17 protein-coding genes and 1 pseudogene are annotated in these 18061 nt (G+C 62.2%); 9 read left to right on the plus strand and 9 right to left on the minus strand.

What is annotated here, in order from left to right; translation table 11 throughout:
* The first annotated feature begins 140 nt into the window (after positions 1-140).
* On the plus strand, positions 141-1007 hold the full coding sequence (locus QWJ46_RS12085) for an LOG family protein (protein ID WP_184458161.1): 867 nt from the start codon (positions 141-143) through the stop codon (positions 1005-1007).
* A gap of 77 nt (positions 1008-1084) precedes the next feature.
* Here QWJ46_RS12085 and QWJ46_RS12090 read toward each other — a convergent pair whose 3' ends face one another.
* Both QWJ46_RS12090 and QWJ46_RS12095 read right to left on the minus strand, forming a co-directional pair.
* The gene (locus tag QWJ46_RS12090) at positions 1085-1708 is read right to left on the minus strand and encodes an EF-hand domain-containing protein (protein ID WP_302751310.1); all 624 of its coding nucleotides are present in this window, start codon (positions 1706-1708) and stop codon (positions 1085-1087) included.
* A 118-nt stretch (positions 1709-1826) separates the two neighbouring features.
* On the minus strand, positions 1827-2543 hold the full coding sequence (locus QWJ46_RS12095) for a pyrimidine 5'-nucleotidase (protein WP_302751311.1): 717 nt from the start codon (positions 2541-2543) through the stop codon (positions 1827-1829).
* A 102-nt stretch (positions 2544-2645) separates the two neighbouring features.
* Here QWJ46_RS12095 and QWJ46_RS12100 point away from each other — a divergent pair, with 102 nt between their 5' ends.
* Together QWJ46_RS12100 and QWJ46_RS12105 are read left to right on the plus strand one after the other, a co-directional pair.
* Complete coding sequence (locus QWJ46_RS12100) at positions 2646-3719, plus strand: bifunctional transcriptional activator/DNA repair enzyme AdaA (RefSeq protein WP_302751312.1); 1074 nt, start codon at positions 2646-2648, stop codon at positions 3717-3719.
* Entirely contained in the window at positions 3716-4486 is a 771-nt protein-coding gene (locus QWJ46_RS12105; RefSeq protein ID WP_302751314.1) for an isocitrate lyase/phosphoenolpyruvate mutase family protein, read from the plus strand. Before QWJ46_RS12100 ends, QWJ46_RS12105 begins: the two co-directional genes overlap by 4 nt.
* A gap of 61 nt (positions 4487-4547) precedes the next feature.
* Here the strand turns inward: QWJ46_RS12105 and QWJ46_RS12110 are convergent, their stop codons facing one another.
* Positions 4548-5696 carry an alpha-hydroxy acid oxidase gene (locus QWJ46_RS12110; protein WP_302751315.1) on the minus strand — a complete coding sequence of 383 codons (1149 nt, stop codon included), beginning with the start codon at positions 5694-5696 and terminating at the stop codon, positions 4548-4550.
* Between the two features lie 209 nt (positions 5697-5905).
* Positions 5906-6964: an acyl-CoA desaturase gene (locus QWJ46_RS12115; protein ID WP_302751316.1), complete on the minus strand. Its 1059-nt coding sequence runs from the start codon at positions 6962-6964 to the stop codon at positions 5906-5908.
* Between the two features lie 166 nt (positions 6965-7130).
* On the opposite strand from QWJ46_RS12115, the gene QWJ46_RS12120 reads away from it, so the two are divergent.
* Positions 7131-7496: a metalloregulator ArsR/SmtB family transcription factor gene (locus QWJ46_RS12120; protein WP_184458173.1), complete on the plus strand. Its 366-nt coding sequence runs from the start codon at positions 7131-7133 to the stop codon at positions 7494-7496.
* 128 nt (positions 7497-7624) lie between these two features.
* Here the strand turns inward: QWJ46_RS12120 and argB are convergent, their stop codons facing one another.
* Entirely contained in the window at positions 7625-8512 is an 888-nt protein-coding gene (gene argB, locus QWJ46_RS12125; protein WP_184458175.1) for an acetylglutamate kinase, read from the minus strand.
* 145 nt (positions 8513-8657) lie between these two features.
* On the opposite strand from argB, the pseudogene QWJ46_RS12130 reads away from it, so the two are divergent.
* The 3 genes and pseudogenes from QWJ46_RS12130 to QWJ46_RS12140 all read left to right on the plus strand — a co-directional run bounded on the left by QWJ46_RS12130 (position 8658) and on the right by QWJ46_RS12140 (position 10573).
* Positions 8658-9193: pseudogene (locus QWJ46_RS12130) on the plus strand (sigma-70 family RNA polymerase sigma factor).
* Positions 9190-9909 (plus strand): anti-sigma factor, encoded by a 720-nt coding sequence (locus QWJ46_RS12135; RefSeq protein ID WP_302751317.1) that lies wholly within the window; start codon positions 9190-9192, stop codon positions 9907-9909. Before QWJ46_RS12130 ends, QWJ46_RS12135 begins: the two are co-directional and overlap by 4 nt.
* A gap of 109 nt (positions 9910-10018) precedes the next feature.
* Positions 10019-10573, plus strand: coding sequence for a fasciclin domain-containing protein (locus QWJ46_RS12140; protein ID WP_302751318.1), 555 nt, complete (start codon positions 10019-10021; stop codon positions 10571-10573).
* A 45-nt stretch (positions 10574-10618) separates the two neighbouring features.
* Here the strand turns inward: QWJ46_RS12140 and yihA are convergent, their stop codons facing one another.
* From yihA to rpmH, 4 genes are all read right to left on the minus strand, one after another.
* The gene (yihA, locus tag QWJ46_RS12145) at positions 10619-11272 is read right to left on the minus strand and encodes a ribosome biogenesis GTP-binding protein YihA/YsxC (RefSeq protein ID WP_184458181.1); all 654 of its coding nucleotides are present in this window, start codon (positions 11270-11272) and stop codon (positions 10619-10621) included.
* Between the two features lie 139 nt (positions 11273-11411).
* On the minus strand, positions 11412-13205 hold the full coding sequence (gene yidC, locus QWJ46_RS12150) for a membrane protein insertase YidC (protein ID WP_184458220.1): 1794 nt from the start codon (positions 13203-13205) through the stop codon (positions 11412-11414).
* Entirely contained in the window at positions 13205-13606 is a 402-nt protein-coding gene (gene rnpA / locus QWJ46_RS12155; RefSeq protein ID WP_302751319.1) for a ribonuclease P protein component, read from the minus strand. Before rnpA ends, yidC begins: the two co-directional genes overlap by 1 nt.
* Before the next feature lie 21 nt (positions 13607-13627).
* Positions 13628-13762 (minus strand): 50S ribosomal protein L34, encoded by a 135-nt coding sequence (gene rpmH / locus QWJ46_RS12160; protein ID WP_008524438.1) that lies wholly within the window; start codon positions 13760-13762, stop codon positions 13628-13630.
* Between the two features lie 418 nt (positions 13763-14180).
* Between rpmH and QWJ46_RS12165 the strand changes: the two genes are divergently transcribed.
* Together QWJ46_RS12165 and QWJ46_RS12170 are read left to right on the plus strand one after the other, a co-directional pair.
* A complete protein-coding gene (locus tag QWJ46_RS12165) occupies positions 14181-16181 on the plus strand; it encodes a methyl-accepting chemotaxis protein (protein ID WP_302751320.1) in 2001 nt (666 codons plus the stop codon).
* Between the two features lie 353 nt (positions 16182-16534).
* Positions 16535-18052, plus strand: a complete 1518-nt coding sequence (locus tag QWJ46_RS12170; protein ID WP_302751321.1) for an ATP-binding protein — start codon at positions 16535-16537, stop codon at positions 18050-18052.
* Positions 18053-18061 lie beyond the last annotated feature (9 nt).

Genomic DNA, 18061 nt, shown 5'->3' on the forward strand with positions numbered 1-18061 from the left:
GCGATCGGCGTGGGTTTGTCCTGCTCTACAGCATGCACCCGTAGAACGGAATGATTTTTCGAACAAGATCATACCTGGATTCAAGGCGTTATAGCGACATATCCGGTCTCACGGCCGGCAATACTGAAAGGCATTTCGACATGGCGAAGGGACGAAACGGCGGTTCGCGGCGCAAGGATGGCGTATGGGACCCGTTGAAGAGCAGCTCGACCGACAGGCAGCGCGCCGAAGCCGTGCCGAAGACGCCGCAGACGTTGTCGCCGGCCTATCGCCTGGCCTATGTCGACGAGGATTTCCTCTGCCGCGAGGAGTTGCGGCCGATCCGCCTGCAGCTGGAACTCTTGAAGACCGAGATGATGCTGACCGAACGCGGCATCCGCTCGACCGTCGTCATGTTCGGCGGCGCCCGCATTCCCGCTCCCGGCCAAAGTGCCTGGGCGGCGCGCAACGAGATCCAGCGCGCCAACCTGGAGGCCGCCTCCGTCTATTATGACGAGGCGCGCAAATTTGCCCGTCTCTGCTCGAAATATTCGGCGGGCTTCGACTTTCAGGAATATGTCATCGTCACCGGCGGCGGCCCCGGCGTCATGGAGGCTGGCAATCGCGGCGCAGCCGATGAGGGCGCGCCGTCGATCGGTCTCAACATCGTGCTGCCGCACGAACAGGCTCCGAACACCTATGTGACGCCGGAGCTCAGCTTCAACTTCCACTATTTCGCCATTCGCAAGATGCATTTCATGGTGCGCGCCAAGGCGATCGCGGTTTTTCCCGGCGGCTTCGGAACGCTCGATGAATTCTTCGAATGCCTGACGTTGATCCAGACCGGCCGCATGGAACGTCTGCCGCTGATCCTTTTCGGCGAGGCCTTCTGGCGCCGCATCATCAATTTCGAGGCCTTGGCCGAATTCGGCACGATCGCGCCCGATGACGTCAAGCTGATCAGCTTCGTCGACACGGCCGACGCCGCGTGGAAGATCGTCCAGGATTTTTACGAGCATCGGGAGTAGGGGCCGCCTTCAGCCCAGCGGGAGGGATCTTTCCCCGCCGGAGCGGGGAAAGATCGGAGGCAAGGGTTCGTCCGCCCTTACAGCAGCGGCCGATCCGGCATGTCGTCGATCGAGATGACGCCATCCTTATTGCGGTCCATGCGTGTAAACAGCTTGTCGAAGGCGGCCACGGCCTCCTGTTTGGAAATCTGGCCGTTCTCGTCGGCGTCGATCCGATGCATGATCATCGAGGCGCGCGTGATGTTGCCGCCATGACGCATCCAGCGATGACCATCATGACCGTCGCGCGGCGGCCGCCCGGATTCGCTGTCCGGCATGTCGGGCGCGGCGTTCGCGTCCCTTTCGTTGCCAGCCTCCTGCTTGTGCTGATCTCTCATCGCCTGCAGCTGCGTCTGCCGGTACTGGCGGATTTCGCCGGGCGTCAGCGACCCGTCATTGTTGGTGTCGATGGCGGCGAAGATCTTGTCGAGGCCGCTGGTCGCTTCCTCCTTGGAGACCTTCCCGTCCTTATTGGCGTCGAACTCCTTGAGCATGCGGACATAGGTGATTTCAAGGAAGGCGTCGCGGCCCGGACGGTCCATGCCGGCATGATGCGGGCGCGGGCGCGGCCCGTCGCCCGGTGCGGCAAAGCTTGCCCCGGCTGCAGCGCCGAAGATTAGGACGGAGGAGAGCGCTGCCAGTATCAGCTTGTTGCGGTACATCGTGTTTCCCTTTCGTAAGGTGTCCCCTCACGAAAGAAGCTACGGCAGCGGCCCTCAAAGACCCAGTTAAACATCGGTAAGCTGGGTGAAACTTTGGTAACCCGCAAAGGCTCAGCCGTCAGCCGCCGGATCTGGTCACCTTGCCGAGAAATGCAACGAGGTCGTCGGTGACGAAATCGATGTGATCCTCGTCACCGCTGGTCTTTTCCCACCATTCCACGACGGTCTCTTCCAGATTGCGCGGCACCAGCAGCACGGTTTGCATGCCGAGCGCCTTCGGCACCGTCAGATTGCGCGGCAGATCCTCGAACATCGCCGCCTTGTTCGTTTCGACCCGCTTCAGCGCCGCAAACTTGTCGTAGGTCGCCTGCGCCGGCTTCGGCACGTAATCGGCGGCGACGATGTCGAAAATATCGTCGAAATGCTCGAGAATGCCCAGCGCTCCGGCGGTCATCTCTGCATGTTTGACGCTGCCGTTGGTGAAAATGAACTTGCGCCCCGGCAACGCCTTGATCGCTTCGCCGAGTTCCGGCTGCGGCGCCAGCGCCGAATAATCGATCGCATGCGCCTTTTCGAGGAAATCGTTCGGGTCGATGCCGTGATGGATCATCAGGCCCTGCAGCGTCGTGCCGTGGTCGAGATAATACTGCTTCTGCAGCTTGCGCGCTTCTTCCCGCTCCATCTGTAACAGCGCCGCGACATAGGCGGTCATGTTCTTGTCGATCTGCGCGAAAAGATTGATGTGATGCGGATAGAGCGTGTTGTCGAGATCGAACACCCAGTCTGTCACGTGTTCGAAATCGGCTTTTTCAGGCGTACGGTCGATCTTGGTCATGGCGGTCTTATGGCATGGCTGCTCGTCCAAGGAAATCGACAAGAAAAAATAGACGCCCGATTTTCGGCGGACGTGGCCGGCGTTGGATGTTAGAAAGCGCACATGCTTTTCGAACGTCCCGACGATGATACGCTCTATGATGCCCTGATCGCGCGCAGCGCCGATTATGAAGGCCAGGCCTATGTCTGCGTCAAGACGACAGGCATCTTCTGCCGTCTGACCTGTCCGGCGCGTAAGCCGAAGCGGGAAAATACGCTGTTCTTCGAGACAATCGCCGCCTGCATGCATTCCGGGTTCCGCCCTTGCCGGCGCTGCAGGCCGCTGGAGCAGCCGGGCAGGGAGCCGGTCGTCGATCTGTTGCTTGCCGCACTCGACGGAGAGCCGGAGGTTCGCTGGACCGAGGAGGAGCTCGTGCGCCGCGGCCATGATCCTTCGACCGTGCGGCGCGCCTTCAAGCGGGCGCTCGGCATGACCTTCCATGACATCGTCCGTTATATCAGGCTCGGCGAAGCGGCCCGGCAGCTCGCCGACGGCGCGCGCGTCATCGATGCGCAGCTCGACGCCGGATACGGTTCTCCGAGCGGTTTCCGGGCGGCATACCAGCGGCTCGTCGGCAAGGCGCCGGCGCTCTCGCAGAACCGCGAGCTGCTCTTTGCCGATTGGTTCGATACGCCGCTCGGACCGATGATCGCGGTCGGCGATCAGACACATCTGCATCTTCTCGAATTTCACGATCGCAAGGCGCTGCTGAGCGAACTCGAAGCACTGCAGAATCGCGTCCGCTCCTCCGTCGCGATTGGCCGCACCCCGGCGATCGATCAGATCGAGGCGGAGATCCGCGACTACTTCGAAGGCCGGCTGACCGTTTTCAGGACGCCGCTGGCGCTTGGCGGCACGCCCTTCGAAAAGCATGTCTGGGCAAGGCTGATGGAGATCCCGATCGGGCAGACGCGCGCCTATGGCGATCTCGCCAGGGAGATGGAGAGGCCGGAAGTCGTGCGTGCGGTCGGCCGCGCCAATGGCGCCATCCAGCTTGCCATCATCGTGCCCTGTCATCGTATCCTCGGCGCCGATGGCTCGCTGACCGGTTACGGCGGCGGGCTCTGGCGCAAGCAGTGGCTGCTGCGGCATGAAGAGAAGATCAGTACGCAAACAAGGATGGAGGAGACAGCATGAACCAGACTGAAAAGGCCAAGGCATTCGCCGCGCTTCACCGGAAGGGCGATCCGATCGTGCTCTACAATATTTGGGATGCGGGCACGGCAAAGGCCGTCGCCGATGCCGGCGCCAAGGCGCTTGCAACGGGAAGCTGGTCGGTTGCCGCCGCCCACGGCTTTGCCGATGGCGAAAAGCTGCCGATGCCGGTGCTTGTGGAGACGGCGAAATCCATCACCGCTGCTGTCGACCTGCCGCTCTCGGTCGATTTCGAAGGTGCCTATTCGCCAGAGCCTCAGGGGGCGGCCGCCAATGTCGCCAAGCTCGTGGATGTCGGCGCCATCGGCATCAATTTCGAAGATCGGGTGGTCGCCGGCGACGCGCTTTATCCGGTCGACAGCCAGGCAGCCCGCATCCGCGCCATTCGCGCCATGGCCGACGGCAAAGACATGCCTTTCTTCATCAATGCCCGCACCGACCTCTTCCTCGCCGAGAGCGACCTTTCGAAACATGCCGGTCTGGTGGACGAGGCGATCGAGCGGGGCAGGGCCTATGCGGCGGCCGGCGGCAACGGCTTCTTCGTGCCCGGCCTGATCGATCCCGCCTTGATCGAAAAGATCTGCGCGGCTTCGTCGCTGCCGGTGAACGTCATGATGCGGGCAGGCGCGCCTGACGTTAAAACCCTGGCGAAGCTCGGGGTTGGCCGCATCAGCTATGGGCCGGGGCCTTACCGTTCGATGATGGAAAAGCTGAGGCAGGAGGCTGCGGCGATCTATAGCCTGCTCTGAGGCCAATACATGCGAGGGCCGCATCCTGAGGAAAGGCTGCGGCCCGGAGTGACTGTTCCGCTCAGGAGCGGAAGCGCAGATTGCGCCGCGTCAGCTGGTCGACCGAGGTGCAGCCCATCAGCTTCATGTCGCGCTCGATTTCGGTGCGCATCGTCTCCAACGCCCGTTCGACGCCGGGCTGTCCGGCCGCGGCCAGCGGGAAGAGATAGTAGCGGCCGAGCCCGACGGCCTTAGCCCCGAGCGACAGCGCTTTAAGAACATGCGTTCCCCGCTGCACGCCGCCATCTATCATCACGTCGATCCGATCGCCGACGGCATCGACGATCTCGGCCAGCTGGTCGAAAGCGCTGCGCGAGCCATCGAGCTGGCGGCCGCCATGGTTGGACAGCACGATGCCGGTGCAGCCGATCTCGACCGCGCGCTTGGCGTCCTCCACCGACATGATGCCCTTCAGGCAAAATTGCCCGCCCCAGGCCTGCACCATCTCGGCCACGTCGTTCCACGACATCGAGGGGTCGAGCATTTCGGTGAAGTAGCGGCTGATAGACAGCGCACCGCCGTCCATCTTGACGTGGTTTTCGAGCTGCGGCAGCCGGAAAGCCTCGTGCGTCATCCAGCCGATCGCCCAGGAGGGCTTGATCGCAAACTGCATCATGCCGGCGAGATTGAGCTTGAAGGGAATGGCAAAGCCGGTGCGCTTGTCGCGCTCGCGATTGCCGCCGGTGATGCTGTCGACCGTCAGCATCATCGCCTGCACGCCCGCCGTTTTCGCCCGCGCCATCATTTCGTGGTTCAGCCCGCGATCCTTGTGGAAATAGAACTGATAGACCTGCGGCCCGTCGCTGATCTGCCTGGCCTCCTCCAGGCTGATCGTGCCGAGCGAGGAGACGCCGAACATCGTGCCGTATTTCGCCGCTGCCGCCGCGACTGCCCGTTCGCCCTGGTGGTGAAACAGCCGCTGCAGCGCCGTCGGCGAGCAATAGACCGGCATGGCGAGCTTCTGCCCCATGACCGTCACCGACATATCGACCTCGGCCACCCCTTTGAGAACATCGGGCACCAGATCGCAATTTTCGAAAGCCGCGGTATTGCGCCGATACGTCACCTCGTCATCGGCGGCACCATCGATATAGTCGAAGATCGGCCCGGGAAGACGCTGTTTGGCCATGCGCCGGAAATCGTGAAAATTATAGCAGTCTGTAAGGCGCATCTTTTGCTCGACCCGTTGAGTTTTCGGGGCGCAACCTAAAGCACGATTCGAAATCTTGCCAAGGCTTCATTGTACGATTTGCGACCTCTCGGAAGGATTCGTCACTTGGGGGCGATGGATCCGCGCGAAGATCGACAACCACGGAATCTTCCAACACCCCTATTCCGGCGCGGCATGCATCTCATGGACGCGGCATCCGGCAATCTCTTTCATGGGCGCGGCATCCACCAACCTCCCTCATCCTGAAGTGCGCAGGCCGAGGGCCGGAGCCTCGAAGGACACGCTCCAACGCCGCTCCTTGCATCCACCCGCCCACCAGCGCACCCGCCCAACGCCGTGCCACAGGACAACGGGGCACCGGCATCTGCGGATAATCCGACACGTCGCAGCCCTTCCCGCGGCGTGATCATGTGTGGGAGCTTGATCGCCGACGCCAGACCGAGCCTTTCCAGCAGCCGGATGAAACACCAGCCGAGGTCCAACTGGCCCCGTTCGATGCCGAGTCTGGCCGATTGCGGAAAAGCGTGGTGATTGCCGTGGAAGCTTTCGCCGAAGGTTACGAGCCCGAAACGCGGCAGGTTGTAGCCCTGCACTGCGACATGATCGACGCTCCAGCCCTGATGGCCGCCACGATGGGCGAAATGGCCGACCAGCCAGTGCCCGATCAGCGATACCGATATCCGCACCGCAGTCCCCCAGACCAGCCACGGCAGCCCGCCGAGCGCGAAAAGCGCGAGCGCCAGGGGAAGCTGCTGCGCCATCCATGTCGCCTCCAGGAAGCGGTAGAAGCGATCGTGCCGCACGCGCTCTTCAATCTCGAAACGCGGCGGATGGGCGAGCCTCATGACGCAATGCATCTGCCAGAAGGCGTCGACCAGGAAAGGCCGTCGGTGGGCATACAGGTCATGGCAGTTTCGCTGCCGCTGCGCCCAGTCGCGAATGTCATGCGCGTAAATCATGCCGCAGGGGCCGGCCATGCCGACCAGTGTACCGAGATAGACGAGAAAATACTCGATCCAGAGAGGGGTGCGGAAGGAGCTGTGGATCAGGAGCCGGTGCATGCCGACCGAATGTCCGAGGCAGATCGTGATGGCGGTCGCGAGGATAAAGACGGCAAATGCGCCCCAGGTGAAGGTCGCCGGCCCGCCAATTATGGCGGTCAGGCTCATGGCGGTGATCCAGATCGACTTTGCTGGCACCCAGACCACTCTGCCCTTCGCCGGATCGCTGTTGTTATCGATCATGCGTCCGGTGGAAATACTGCTCATGCAAACTCCTTCCGATCGGGCGCATTCTCCGCTTGAACATCGCCCGCCCGTTCATTAATTAAGAAATTGCCTAATTACCTTGCGTCAGAAAAAATAATTAAGCAATAAGCTAATTGCTTAATTTGTGGCGCATCGATGAGATGATGCCGCGCCACGGAGACCGGATTTGGTAGACGAGACTTTCGATGACCTTGCAGAAGGCAGCTCTGTCGGCGCCGCGCAACGGGTATTCCATGCGCTTTCCAGCGCGCCACGGCGAAAAATCCTCGCCTATCTCTCCGCATCGGGCCTGACCGCCGGGGAGATAGCCGACCGCTTCAGCATGTCCAAGCCGGCCGTTTCGCAGCATCTTTCCGTCCTCGAAACTGCGGGGCTGATCCGACGGGAGAAACGGGGCCAGTTCGTTCACTATTCCCTGATCGAGAACAATCTCGTCAACACGCTCAACGGCTTCGTGCAGGAGGTCTGCCCGATCGGCCGGCCGATCAAAAAGGAAAGCCAGGCGCGCGCTCGCGCGAAGGATTTGCCTTGAGCGGCGGGCGAATCCCATGCCGGCGTAATCGTGGGACAATGGGGCGCGGGAGCAGGAAAGAGTTGGGCGGGCGGTGCGCCGGCGTGAGGAAGATGCGCCCCTCGTGTGATGAGGGGCGCAGTCCTCGATCAGGGAACGATCAGCGTTCCGATGCCGTGCTCGGTGAAGATCTCGAGCAGGACGGAATGAGCGGTCTTGCCGTTGAGGATGACGACGCCCTGCACGCCGGCTTTGATCGCATCGATGCAGGTCTCGACCTTGGGGATCATGCCGCCCGAGATCGTGCCGTCGGCGATCAGCCCATGCGCTTCGGCGACGGAAAGCTCCTTGATCAGTTGCCCCTTCTTGTCGAGCACGCCTGGAACGTCGGTCAAAAACAGCAGGCGGGTGGCGTTCAGCGCGCCGGCGATGGCGCCGGCGAAAGTGTCGGCGTTGATATTGTAGGTCGCGCCGTCGCGGCCCGGCGCCACGGGCGCGATGACCGGAATCATCTCGGAGCGGGCGAGCAGATCGAGCAGCGTGCGGTCGACTTCGACCACTTCGCCGACGAAGCCGAGATCAAGCACCCGCTCGATGTTGGAATCCGGATCTTTGATGGTCTTGCGCGCCTTTTCGGCGAAGACCATGTTGCCGTCCTTGCCGCAAAGGCCGATCGCCCATTCGCCGGTCTGGTTGATCAGCGCGACGATCTCTTTATTGATCGAGCCGGCGAGCACCATCTCGACGATCTCGACCGTCTTCTGGTCGGTGACGCGAAGCCCGCCTTCGAATTTCGATTCGATGCCCATCTTGGTGAGCATGGCGCCGATCTGCGGGCCGCCGCCGTGAACGACGATCGGGTTGACGCCCGACTGCTTCAAAAGCGCGATGTCGCTGGCAAAGGCCTTGCCGAGCTCGGGATTGCCCATCGCGTGGCCGCCGTACTTCACCACGATCGTCTTGTTTTCGTAACGCTGCATGAAGGGCAGCGCCTTCGCCAGAAGCCGTGCCTGAAGTTCGCTTTCGGTTTCGTTCATGGGAACCCCGCAGAATTGATCGCGGCCTTTTATCGCAAGTTTCTGACAGAGGGAATAATCCAGACCGCAATAGTTTTTCGTATTGGCACGGAGGCGGACGAGTTCGAGCCCCCGGCTGAGCGCAAGCACGATATGAAGGAACGGCATGCAAGGCGATGAGATCAAGGACCTGATCGGTCGCGTCGCGCTTGGCGATCGCCTGGCCTTCGGTGCCCTCTACAGCCAGACCGCACCGAAACTTTTCGCAGTCTGCATGCCTATCCTGATGGATCGCACGGAGGCCGAGGAGGCCCCGCAGGAAGTCTATGTCAGCATCTGGCAACGGGCCTGGAGTTTCCAGGCAGCGTCGGGTGCGCCCTCGGCATGGCTGGTCGCGATTGCCCGCAACCGGTCGATCGATATGCGGCGGCGCGCCCGCAAGCCCGACGAACTCGACCGCCTTTATGATCTTGTCGATTCCGAACCCGACCTGGAAAGACAGACGGTGACGAAGGATGAAGGAAGGCGGATTGACACCTGCATGGAAGAGTTGGAAGCTGATCGTGCGGTCGCCGTGAAACGGGCTTATGTCGAAGGGCTGAGCTATCAGGAACTGGCGGCTCAGTTCGGCGTTCCGCTGGACACGATGCGGACCTGGCTCAGGCGCAGCTCTTGAAACTGAGAGAGTGCATGGAACGATGACATCGCCCGACAAAAGTAAGGGAAATCGCTCCCGCGACGAGGTCCTCGCCGGTGAATATGTGTTGGGCGTCCTGTCGCTGCAGGATCGCCGGGTGGTGGAAGAGCGCATGCGCCGCGACCGCACCTTTGCTGCGATCGTCAGCCGTTGGGAAACCAACCTCTCCGCATTCAACGACGAATATGACGGCGTCGCGCCGAGTCGGGAAACCTTCAAGCAGATCGAGTCTCGGTTGTTCGGCGATGCCGGAAAGCCCGCATCCTTTTCGCAGGGGCTGTGGAATTCGGCGGTCTTCTGGCGCTCACTGGCGTTCGCCTGCATCGTCGTCGCCGTCAGTGCCGTCATCTTCGCCTCCGGCCTCGTGCCGCAGCCGCAGGGGCCGACACCGCTGGTGGCCGAACTTGCGGGTCAAAACAACGCGATCAATCTCCACGCTTCCTACGAAATCCAGAGCGGCCGGCTGAAGATCGTGCCGGTCGCGGCCGGCAGGCCGGAGGAGAAATCGCTGGAACTCTGGCTGGTGCCGGGCAGCGGCGCCCCGAAATCGCTCGGCATCTTCCAGCCCGGCGAAAGCGGCGAACTCGTCATTCCCGCCGATCTGCGCAACAATGTCGCCGCTGGCGCAACGCTTGCCGTCAGCCTCGAGCCTTTTGGCGGCTCGCCGAGCGGACAGGTGACCGGTCCGGTGATTGCGAGCGGCACCGTACGCCGGCCATAATCAATTTCTCTCCTCTGAAACTCTTCGGCGCATCCCTTCGTAGTTGGCATTGCCCGGACGACGCTCAGGCATGATGCCGGCGAAGACTATCCGGCCAGAGGAGAAGATCATGATCAAGTCCTTATTGCGCGGCTTTGCGCTTGCCACCGCCCTGTCCGCTGTCGCCTTTGCTGCGGCGAAGAACCCGGTCGTCGGCGGCGCTGCGATGTTCGACAACAAGAACATCATCGAGAACGCCATGAATTCCAAGGATCACACGACCCTGGTCGCCGCCGTCAAGGCCGCCGGTCTCGTCGGCACGCTTGAGAGCAAAGGGCCTTTTACGGTCTTTGCACCGACCAACGAGGCCTTCGCCGCCCTGCCCAAGGGCACCGTCGATACGTTGCTGAAGCCGGAAAACAAGGCGACGCTGACCAAGGTTCTGACCTGCCACCTGGTGGCTGCGGACGCTATGGCCAAAACCGTTGCCAAGATGATCAAGGATGATGGCGGCGAGCACGACATCAAGACCGTCGGCGGCTGCGCGATCAAAGCCAGGGAGAGCATGGGCAAGATCACGCTGACCGACGAAAACGGCGGCATTGCCCATGTGACCATCGCCGACGTCAAGCAGTCGAACGGCGTCATTCACGTCGTCGACAAAGTGCTGCTGCCGAAGATGTAAGACCACCGGTATCGACAGGAAGGGGCGCTCTTCGGGGCGCCCCTTTTATTTCCAGGTTGCAATGCCGACCGTTTCGGCGATCGCCTGGCGCAGGTCGTCGAGCCCGTCGCCCTTTTCGGAGGAGGTGGACAGCAGATAGGGATAGGCGGCCGGACGCTTGCGGATCTTCTCCGCCGTGTCGGCCAGCAGCTTCGGCACGGCCGGCGCCTTGATCTTGTCGGTCTTGGTCAGCACCAGCTGGTAGGAGACGGCCGCTTTGTCGAGCAGATCAAGCACCTCCTCGTCGTTCTTCTTGATGCCGTGGCGGCTGTCGATCAGCACGTAGACGCGCTTCAGCGTCGCGCGGCCGCGCAGGTAATCGAAGACGAGCTTGGTCCACTTGTCGACCTGCTCCTTCGGCGCCTGCGCATAGCCGTATCCCGGCATGTCGACGATCGCCGTCGGCGGCAGGTCGCCCGCTTCGCCGGAATAACCGTCGGGAACGAAATAGTTGAGCTCCTGGGTGCGCCCCGGCGTGTTCGACGTGCGCGCCAGGCCCTTCTGGCCGACCAGCGCATTGATCAACGACGACTTGCCGACATTTGAGCGGCCGGCGAAGGCGACTTCAGGCGGTCCTTCCGGCGGCAGGAAGTTGAGCGACGGGACGCCGCGGATGAAGATCCATGGGTGGCCGAAGAGCGGCTTTTCGGTTTCGGGCATGCGGGCTCGGCAATCTCCGGGTTCGGTCTTCAGTCGGCTTCGTGGTTTTAGGGGCGGATGTCAAGCTTTGAGGCGACCGCGCTTTGCTTCGCGGGCCGCCCGGAAATGAAAAGCCCCGCCGGAGCGGGGCTTGTGGGCATCATTTCGACGGCGCCGTCTTTCGTCGGAACAGACCCTTCAGATTGTCGAAGAGTTCGATCTTCACGCCGTGGCGCTTCATGATCACCGACTGCTGGATCACCGAAAGCGTGTTGTTCCAGGCCCAATAGATGACGAGGCCGGCCGGGAAGCTTGCCAGCATGAACATGAACACCAGCGGCATCCAGTTGAAGATCATCGCCTGCGTCGGATCGGGCGGCGTCGGGTTCATGCGCATCTGCAGGAACATGGTGACGCCCATGATCAGCGGCCAGACGCCAAGATGCAGGAAGGTCGGCGCTTCGAAGGGCAGCAGGCCGAACAGATTGACGATCGTCGTCGGATCGGGTGCTGAAAGGTCCTTGATCCAGCCGAAGAAAGGCGCGTGCCGCATCTCGATGGTGATGTAGATCACCTTGTAGAGCGAGAAAAAGATCGGGATCTGCAGCGCCACCGGCCAGCAGCCGGCGATTGGGTTGATCTTCTCGTCCTTGTAGAGCTGCATCGTCGCCTGCTGCAGCGCCATGCGGTCGTCGCCGAATTTCGCCTTCAGCTCCTCCATCTTCGGCTGCATGCGCTTCATGTTCGCCATCGAGGCGTACTGCTTGCTGGCGAGCGGGAAGAACAGCGCCTTGACGACGATCGTGGTGCAGAGGATCGCCACGCCGAAATTGCCGAAGAAGCGATAGAAGAAATCCATCAGCTTGAACATCGGCTTGGTGATGAAATAGAACCAGCCCCAGTCGATCAGCCGGTCAAACTTCGGGATCGAATAGGAGGCCTCGTAGCCGTCGATGACGGGCACTTCCTTGGCGCCGGCAAAGACGAGGTTCTTGAGCTCGACCGACTGGCCAGGCGCAACGGTGAAGGCATCGTCCTTATAGTCGGCCTGATAGCGCGGCTGACCGTCGGAAAAATACGAGAAGTGCGCCTCATAGGCTGACGTCTGCGGCGGAACGATCGTCGCCGCCCAGTATTTGTCGGTGATGCCGAGCCAGCCGCCGGTGGATTTTGCCGGGGCCACGGCTTCCTTCTCGACGGCGCTATATTTGGTTTCGATCAGGCCGTCGTCGCCGATGACGCCGATAAAACCTTCGTGCAGCACGTAGACGGAGGGGGTCGTCGGCTTGTTGTAACGGGTCACGCGGCCGTAGGAGGAAAGCGAGGCAGGAGCCTGGCCCGAATTCTGAACCTTGTCGGCGACGGTAAACATGTAGCGCTCGTCGACGGAAATCGTGCGGGTGAAGGTCAGGCCCTTGTCATTGGTATAGGAAAGCGTCACCGGCGTCTTCTCGGTGAGCTTGGCGCCTTCAGGCGCCGTCCACAGCGTCGAGGGGCCGGGAACCGCACCGGTCGCGTCGCTGCCTATATAGCCGAGCTCGGTGAAGTAACCATCCTTGGTTTCCGCCGGGCTGAACAGCGTGATGGTCGGGCTCGAGTCGTCGACGGTCTCGTGATAGCCCTTGAGCTTCAGGTCGTCGAGCCGGGCGCCGGCAAGGTTGATCGAGCCGGAAAGCGCAGCAGTATCGATGGCGATGCGCGGAGTCTTTTCGAGCGCCTGCTCGCGGGTCGCCGTCGCGGCCGCCTGGCCGGACGGGGCCGCGCCGGTCGTCTGGGCAGGCGCCTGGCCGCCTGCCGCGGGCTGCTGCGTCTGCTCGGTCTGCTGTTGCGCCTTCTGGGCTTCCTGCGTCTTGCGCTGGGCTTCGATGCGCGGATTCATATAGAGAAACTGCCAGCCGAGGACGATCAGCACCGAGAGAGCGATCGCAATGAAATAATTGCGGTTGTTTTCCATCATAGGTTCCTGGGGCGTCCGTCTCCGGGGCGCCGGTGTTTCGGCCTGGTTTCCACGCGGGATATCAATTCCGCGGCCAATTCCTGGAAGGACGCGTCAAGCACGTCCCTGCGCGCGACAACCACATAGTCGTGTCCGGGCTGCATTGCAAACCCCGCATGAAGCCGCACCGCCTCTTTCAGGCGGCGGCGCATGCGGTTCCGCTCGACAGCGTTGCCATGTTTTTTGGTGACTGTAAAACCGACACGCGCCTGGCTGTCGGGCTCCTTCCGGTCGAGGATTTCGAGAAGGAAGAGTCCTCCCCGGCGTTTTTCGCCCTCGCGCACGGCAAGAAACTGCGGGCGGCTCTTCAGCCGCCCGACAGCGTGTTTCTTCTCACTGGTCGTCACTTCGCCCGCCATCTCTTATCGGGCAACCCGGCCTTAAGCCGAGAGACGCTTGCGGCCCTGCGCGCGGCGGGCAGCGATGACCTTGCGGCCACCCTTCGTGGACATGCGCGCACGGAAGCCGTGGCGACGCTTGCGAACAAGCTTGGATGGTTGGTAGGTACGCTTCATTTATTTAAACACCGCGGAGTGCGGCCCTTCTTGAATTTGCATGATGCAAGGAGCGTTGTTTTTCGAACGGGCGGGCCATGAAGGCCTTAGGTGACCGGACGTGCGGCGGCTTATACGGATGAAGGCCGCCAAAGTCAATTATACCAGATCAATTCACTGGCAATGCTGACCGGCGCGCGATTTTCGCACACAAGTGTTAACGTGCCCGCTTTGCTCCAGGAGGTTGTACTTTGTCGCCGCCGGGATGAAAAGCTCTGATTTTCAGCGACTTGCGCCTCGGACGGACGCCGGCATGGCTATTTCTTAGTGGTCATAATCGTAAATATTAGAAATCCAACTTTAAGGAATTTCGCCGATAGTCGGATCACCGGCTGGGAATTTGCTTTCCAGGCAGTTTGGGTAGCTAGGAGGCACTGCATTGAAGATCCGCGGGAAAATTAATTTGCTGGTTTTGGTGATGGGCGCGGTGGCGCTTCTGATCGGCGCAACGGCATTGTCGGCCATGCGCGAATACAGCCACAACCTCACGGCCTACGAGCAGGCCGCCGCCCGCGCCTATGCCGGTGAGCGCCTCAACCGTTTCGTCACCGCGGTCGTTATGGAATCGCGCGGCATCTATGCCGCCAAGACGATCAAGGATACGCCGAATTTCGCCAAGGGTCTTACAGCCGCCCTGGATGAGATCGACAAGGTCATTGCCGGCTGGGCGCCGCTCGTTCCTGAAAACGAGAAGGCCGACTTCGCCAAGCTTGTCTCCCGCGCCGCCGAATTCCGCACCTTCCGCACGGAAACGGCCCGCCTCGGCACGGAAGTCGGGCCCGAGGCCGCCAGCCAGCAGGGCAACAACGAAGCCAATCGCGCCAATCGCAAGGCCTTCCAGGCGGAAATCGACGCGGTCGTCGCCACCGACAAGGCAGCGCTCGAAGCTGTCAACGCCGAGATCGAAAGCTTCCGCTCCTGGGTCTTGATGCTCGTGCTCAGCATTACCGGGATCGGCATCGCGGTCGGGATCGGCATGGGCTTCTATATCGGCACCAGCCATCTGAGCCGCCCGATCAAGCGTGTCACCCACGCGATCAAGGAGGTCGCCAGCGGCAATTTCGACGCCGAAGTCCCCTTTGCCAGCCGCAGGGACGAAATCGGCGAGATGGCCGCCGCGGTGGCGGTCTTCAAGGAGAACGGCCTTGCCGTCAAGCGGCTGAACGCCCAGGAGGCGGCGATGCGCGCCAAGAGCGACGACCTGCAGTCGAGCATGTCCGTCGTCGTGGCCGCGGCTGCGGCTGGCGATTTCAGCCATCGCATCGACAAGGACTATCAGGACGAAAACCTCAATCAGTTCGCCGGCAATATCAACACGTTGCTGTCGAGCGTCGATGCCGGCATCGGTGAGACCCGCCGCGTCATCGCAAGCCTTGCCGAAGGCGACCTGACCCAGACGATGAACGGCAATTTCCAGGGCGCCTTCGCCGAGCTGCAGCAGAACGTCAACAGCAGCTTCGTAACGCTGCAGGCGACGATGCGCGAAGTGCGCGAGACGACGGAAGCGATGAACGGCAACACATCAGAGCTGCGCAATGCCAGCGACGACCTGTCGAAGCGCACGGAGCAGCAGGCGGCAGCGCTCGAACAAACCTCGGCGGCGCTCGACGAGATCACCGCCGTCGTCCAGAACTCCACCGAGCGGGCGCATGAAGCAACCGTCATGGTGTCCGAAGCCAAGGAAAATGCCGGCCGCTCCGGCGTCGTCGTCCGCAACGCCGTCGAGGCCATGGGCCGCATCGAACAGGCCTCGCGCGAAATCAGCCAGATCATCAACGTCATCGATGAGATAGCCTTCCAGACCAACCTCCTGGCGCTGAACGCCGGCGTCGAAGCCGCCCGCGCCGGCGAGGCCGGCAAGGGCTTCGCGGTGGTCGCGCAGGAGGTGCGTGAACTCGCCCAGCGTTCGGCGACGGCCGCCAAGGACATCAAGGCGCTGATCACCAAGTCGGGTGACGAGGTCCAGGTCGGCGTCAAGCTCGTCCAGGCGACCGGTGAGGCGTTGTCGGAAATCGGCACCCGCGTCATCGCCATCAACGACCATATCCATTCGATCGCCACGGCCGCAGTCGAACAGTCGACCGGCCTCAAGGAGGTCAACACCGCCGTCAACCAGATGGATCAGGTGACCCAGCAGAATGCCGCGATGGTGGAGGAAACCTCCGCCGCCACGCACCGGCTCTCGGCCGAAGCCAACGGGCTGGTGCATCTCATCGCCCGATTCAAGCTTTCGGATGCGGTGGCGCCCGTGGCGCTTGTGCGCAACGAGCCGCACAGGCAGCCGGTCGCCTCGCCCGCCCGCCGGGCGATCGCCAAGGTCACCCGCGCCTTCGGCGGCGGCAATGCGGCCGCAGCCGAGCAGAGCTGGGAAGAGTTCTGATCGCCACTGATCAGGCGCCCTTTAACGCCGCCTCCGGGCGGCGTTAGTTCTGCCCGGTCCGCGCCGGGCAACGACCCCGCCCAAAACCCTCCCCACAAGGGGGAGGGGCTTAACCTGTAGCACCGGCGCCTCCCACTTCGCCGATTCATCCGCGGAAAGGCTGCTATTTGCTGCGCGGGTGCCGCAAATTAGTCCCTCCCCTTGTAGGGAGGGGTTGGGGAGGGGGCTTCACTCCGCACGTTTTGTTGTGACGAGGTGACGCTGCTCGCAAAGATTTGAAAGCGGAGCATCTTGGTCTAATATATGAACCCAACGGTGAGGGCGGCGAGCGCTGCCGATCGGGCGAGATGACCATGCCGGTTCGAGACCAGGGCAAAGATCCTTCGGCTGACATCCCGGCGGCCGGCGAGGCTGCCAAGGGGCGGTGCCCGTCCGGCTTGTTCGGCGGGCTTTCGGGCAAGCTGCTCTGGCTCACCGTCGTCTTCATCATGCTCGCCGAGATCCTGATTTTCTTTCCCTCGGTCGCCAGCATGCGGATGCGCTGGCTGCAGGACAGGCTGAACACGGCCGCCGCCGCCGCCATCGTCATCGACGGGCTGCAGCCGATCGAGCTGCCGCGCGCCCTGCAGAAGGAGACGCTGGAAGCGACCGGCACCAAGGCGATCGTGCTGCGCAAGGAAGGCACGTCGCGGCTGCTGGCGACGACCGACATGCCGACCTCCGTCGACGAATCCTACGACCTCACCGACGTGCCGCCGCTGACGGCGATCCGCGACGCTCTCGACACCTTGATTTTCGGCGGCAGCAGGATGATCCGCGTCTACGGCCCGGTCGGTGAAAACAAGGTCGGCGTCGAGGTTGTGATGAAGGATCGGCCGCTGCGCACGGCGATGTTCGCCTATTCCCGCAACGTGCTGCTGCTTTCGGTACTGATCTCGCTGTTCACGGCGACGCTGATCTTCTTTGCGATCAACCGTATTCTGATCGGCCCGATTCGCCGGCTGACCGGCAGCATGCAGCAATTCTCTTCCGATCCCGAGAACCCGGCCCATATCTATATCGGTGACGGCGGCCGTGACGAGCTGGCGGTGGCCGGCCGCAATCTCACCTCGATGCAGATGGAGCTGCAGAAGACGCTGAAGCAGCAGAAGAATCTTGCCGCTCTTGGCCTCGCCGTTTCCAAGATCAATCACGACATGCGCAATATCCTGGCTTCCGCGCAGCTGATGTCGGACCGGCTCGTCGATGTCGACGATCCGATGGTCAAGAGCTTCGCGCCGAAGCTGCTGCGCACCATCGACCGCGCGGTCGGTTATACGACGGAGGTGCTGTCTTACGGCAAGGCGAGCGAATCGGCGCCCCGCCGCCGCCATGTTCGGCTGCTGGGACTGACTCAGGAAGTCAAGGATATGCTGGCGATCGATCCGCACAGCGGCATCGAGTTTGTCGAACAGTTCGCTGCCGATCTCGAAGTCGATGCCGACGGCGAGCAGCTTTTCCGGGTTATTCACAATCTCTGCCGCAACGCCCTGCAGGCGCTGACTTCGCCGGGCGAGGGCGGCCCCGGCGCTATCAGGCGCATCACCGTCTCCGCCCAGCGTGTCGGCAGCGTCGTCAGCATCACTGTGGACGATACCGGCCCCGGCATGCCGCTGAAGGCGCGCCAGAACCTCTTTGCCGCCTTTCGCGGCTCGGCCCGCTCCGGCGGCACCGGCCTCGGCCTGACCATCGCCCGTGAACTGGTGCTCGCCCATGGCGGCACGATCGCACTGGTGGAAAAGCCGACGGTAGGCACCCAGTTCCGCATTGAGATTCCCGATCGCCCGGTTTCGCTGGACGATTACCGCAACCGGACGCACGGCGAGAAGTGACGGAATTTC

Origin of the sequence: Rhizobium sp. CBN3, from assembly GCF_030518245.1 — a bacterium.
In the GTDB taxonomy this organism is placed as follows: domain Bacteria; phylum Pseudomonadota; class Alphaproteobacteria; order Rhizobiales; family Rhizobiaceae; genus Rhizobium; species Rhizobium aethiopicum_A.

Excerpts from the sequence above, each read along its gene's own strand:
- argB (WP_184458175.1), bottom strand. The coding sequence starts at position 8,512 with ATGAACGAAACCGAAAGCGAACTTCAGGCACGGCTTCTGGCGAAGGCG.
- QWJ46_RS12090 (WP_302751310.1), bottom strand. The coding sequence starts at position 1,708 with ATGTACCGCAACAAGCTGATACTGGCAGCGCTCTCCTCCGTCCTAATC.
- QWJ46_RS12095 (WP_302751311.1), bottom strand. The coding sequence starts at position 2,543 with ATGACCAAGATCGACCGTACGCCTGAAAAAGCCGATTTCGAACACGTG.
- QWJ46_RS12105 (WP_302751314.1), top strand. The coding sequence starts at position 3,716 with ATGAACCAGACTGAAAAGGCCAAGGCATTCGCCGCGCTTCACCGGAAG.
- QWJ46_RS12110 (WP_302751315.1), bottom strand. The coding sequence starts at position 5,696 with ATGCGCCTTACAGACTGCTATAATTTTCACGATTTCCGGCGCATGGCC.
- yihA (WP_184458181.1), bottom strand. The coding sequence starts at position 11,272 with ATGCCCGAAACCGAAAAGCCGCTCTTCGGCCACCCATGGATCTTCATC.
- QWJ46_RS12100 (WP_302751312.1), top strand. The coding sequence starts at position 2,646 with ATGCTTTTCGAACGTCCCGACGATGATACGCTCTATGATGCCCTGATC.
- QWJ46_RS12085 (WP_184458161.1), top strand. The coding sequence starts at position 141 with ATGGCGAAGGGACGAAACGGCGGTTCGCGGCGCAAGGATGGCGTATGG.
- QWJ46_RS12115 (WP_302751316.1), bottom strand. The coding sequence starts at position 6,964 with ATGAGCAGTATTTCCACCGGACGCATGATCGATAACAACAGCGATCCG.
- QWJ46_RS12170 (WP_302751321.1), top strand. The coding sequence starts at position 16,535 with ATGCCGGTTCGAGACCAGGGCAAAGATCCTTCGGCTGACATCCCGGCG.
- QWJ46_RS12135 (WP_302751317.1), top strand. The coding sequence starts at position 9,190 with ATGACATCGCCCGACAAAAGTAAGGGAAATCGCTCCCGCGACGAGGTC.
- rnpA (WP_302751319.1), bottom strand. The coding sequence starts at position 13,606 with ATGGCGGGCGAAGTGACGACCAGTGAGAAGAAACACGCTGTCGGGCGG.
- rpmH (WP_008524438.1), bottom strand. The coding sequence starts at position 13,762 with ATGAAGCGTACCTACCAACCATCCAAGCTTGTTCGCAAGCGTCGCCAC.
- yidC (WP_184458220.1), bottom strand. The coding sequence starts at position 13,205 with ATGGAAAACAACCGCAATTATTTCATTGCGATCGCTCTCTCGGTGCTG.
- QWJ46_RS12140 (WP_302751318.1), top strand. The coding sequence starts at position 10,019 with ATGATCAAGTCCTTATTGCGCGGCTTTGCGCTTGCCACCGCCCTGTCC.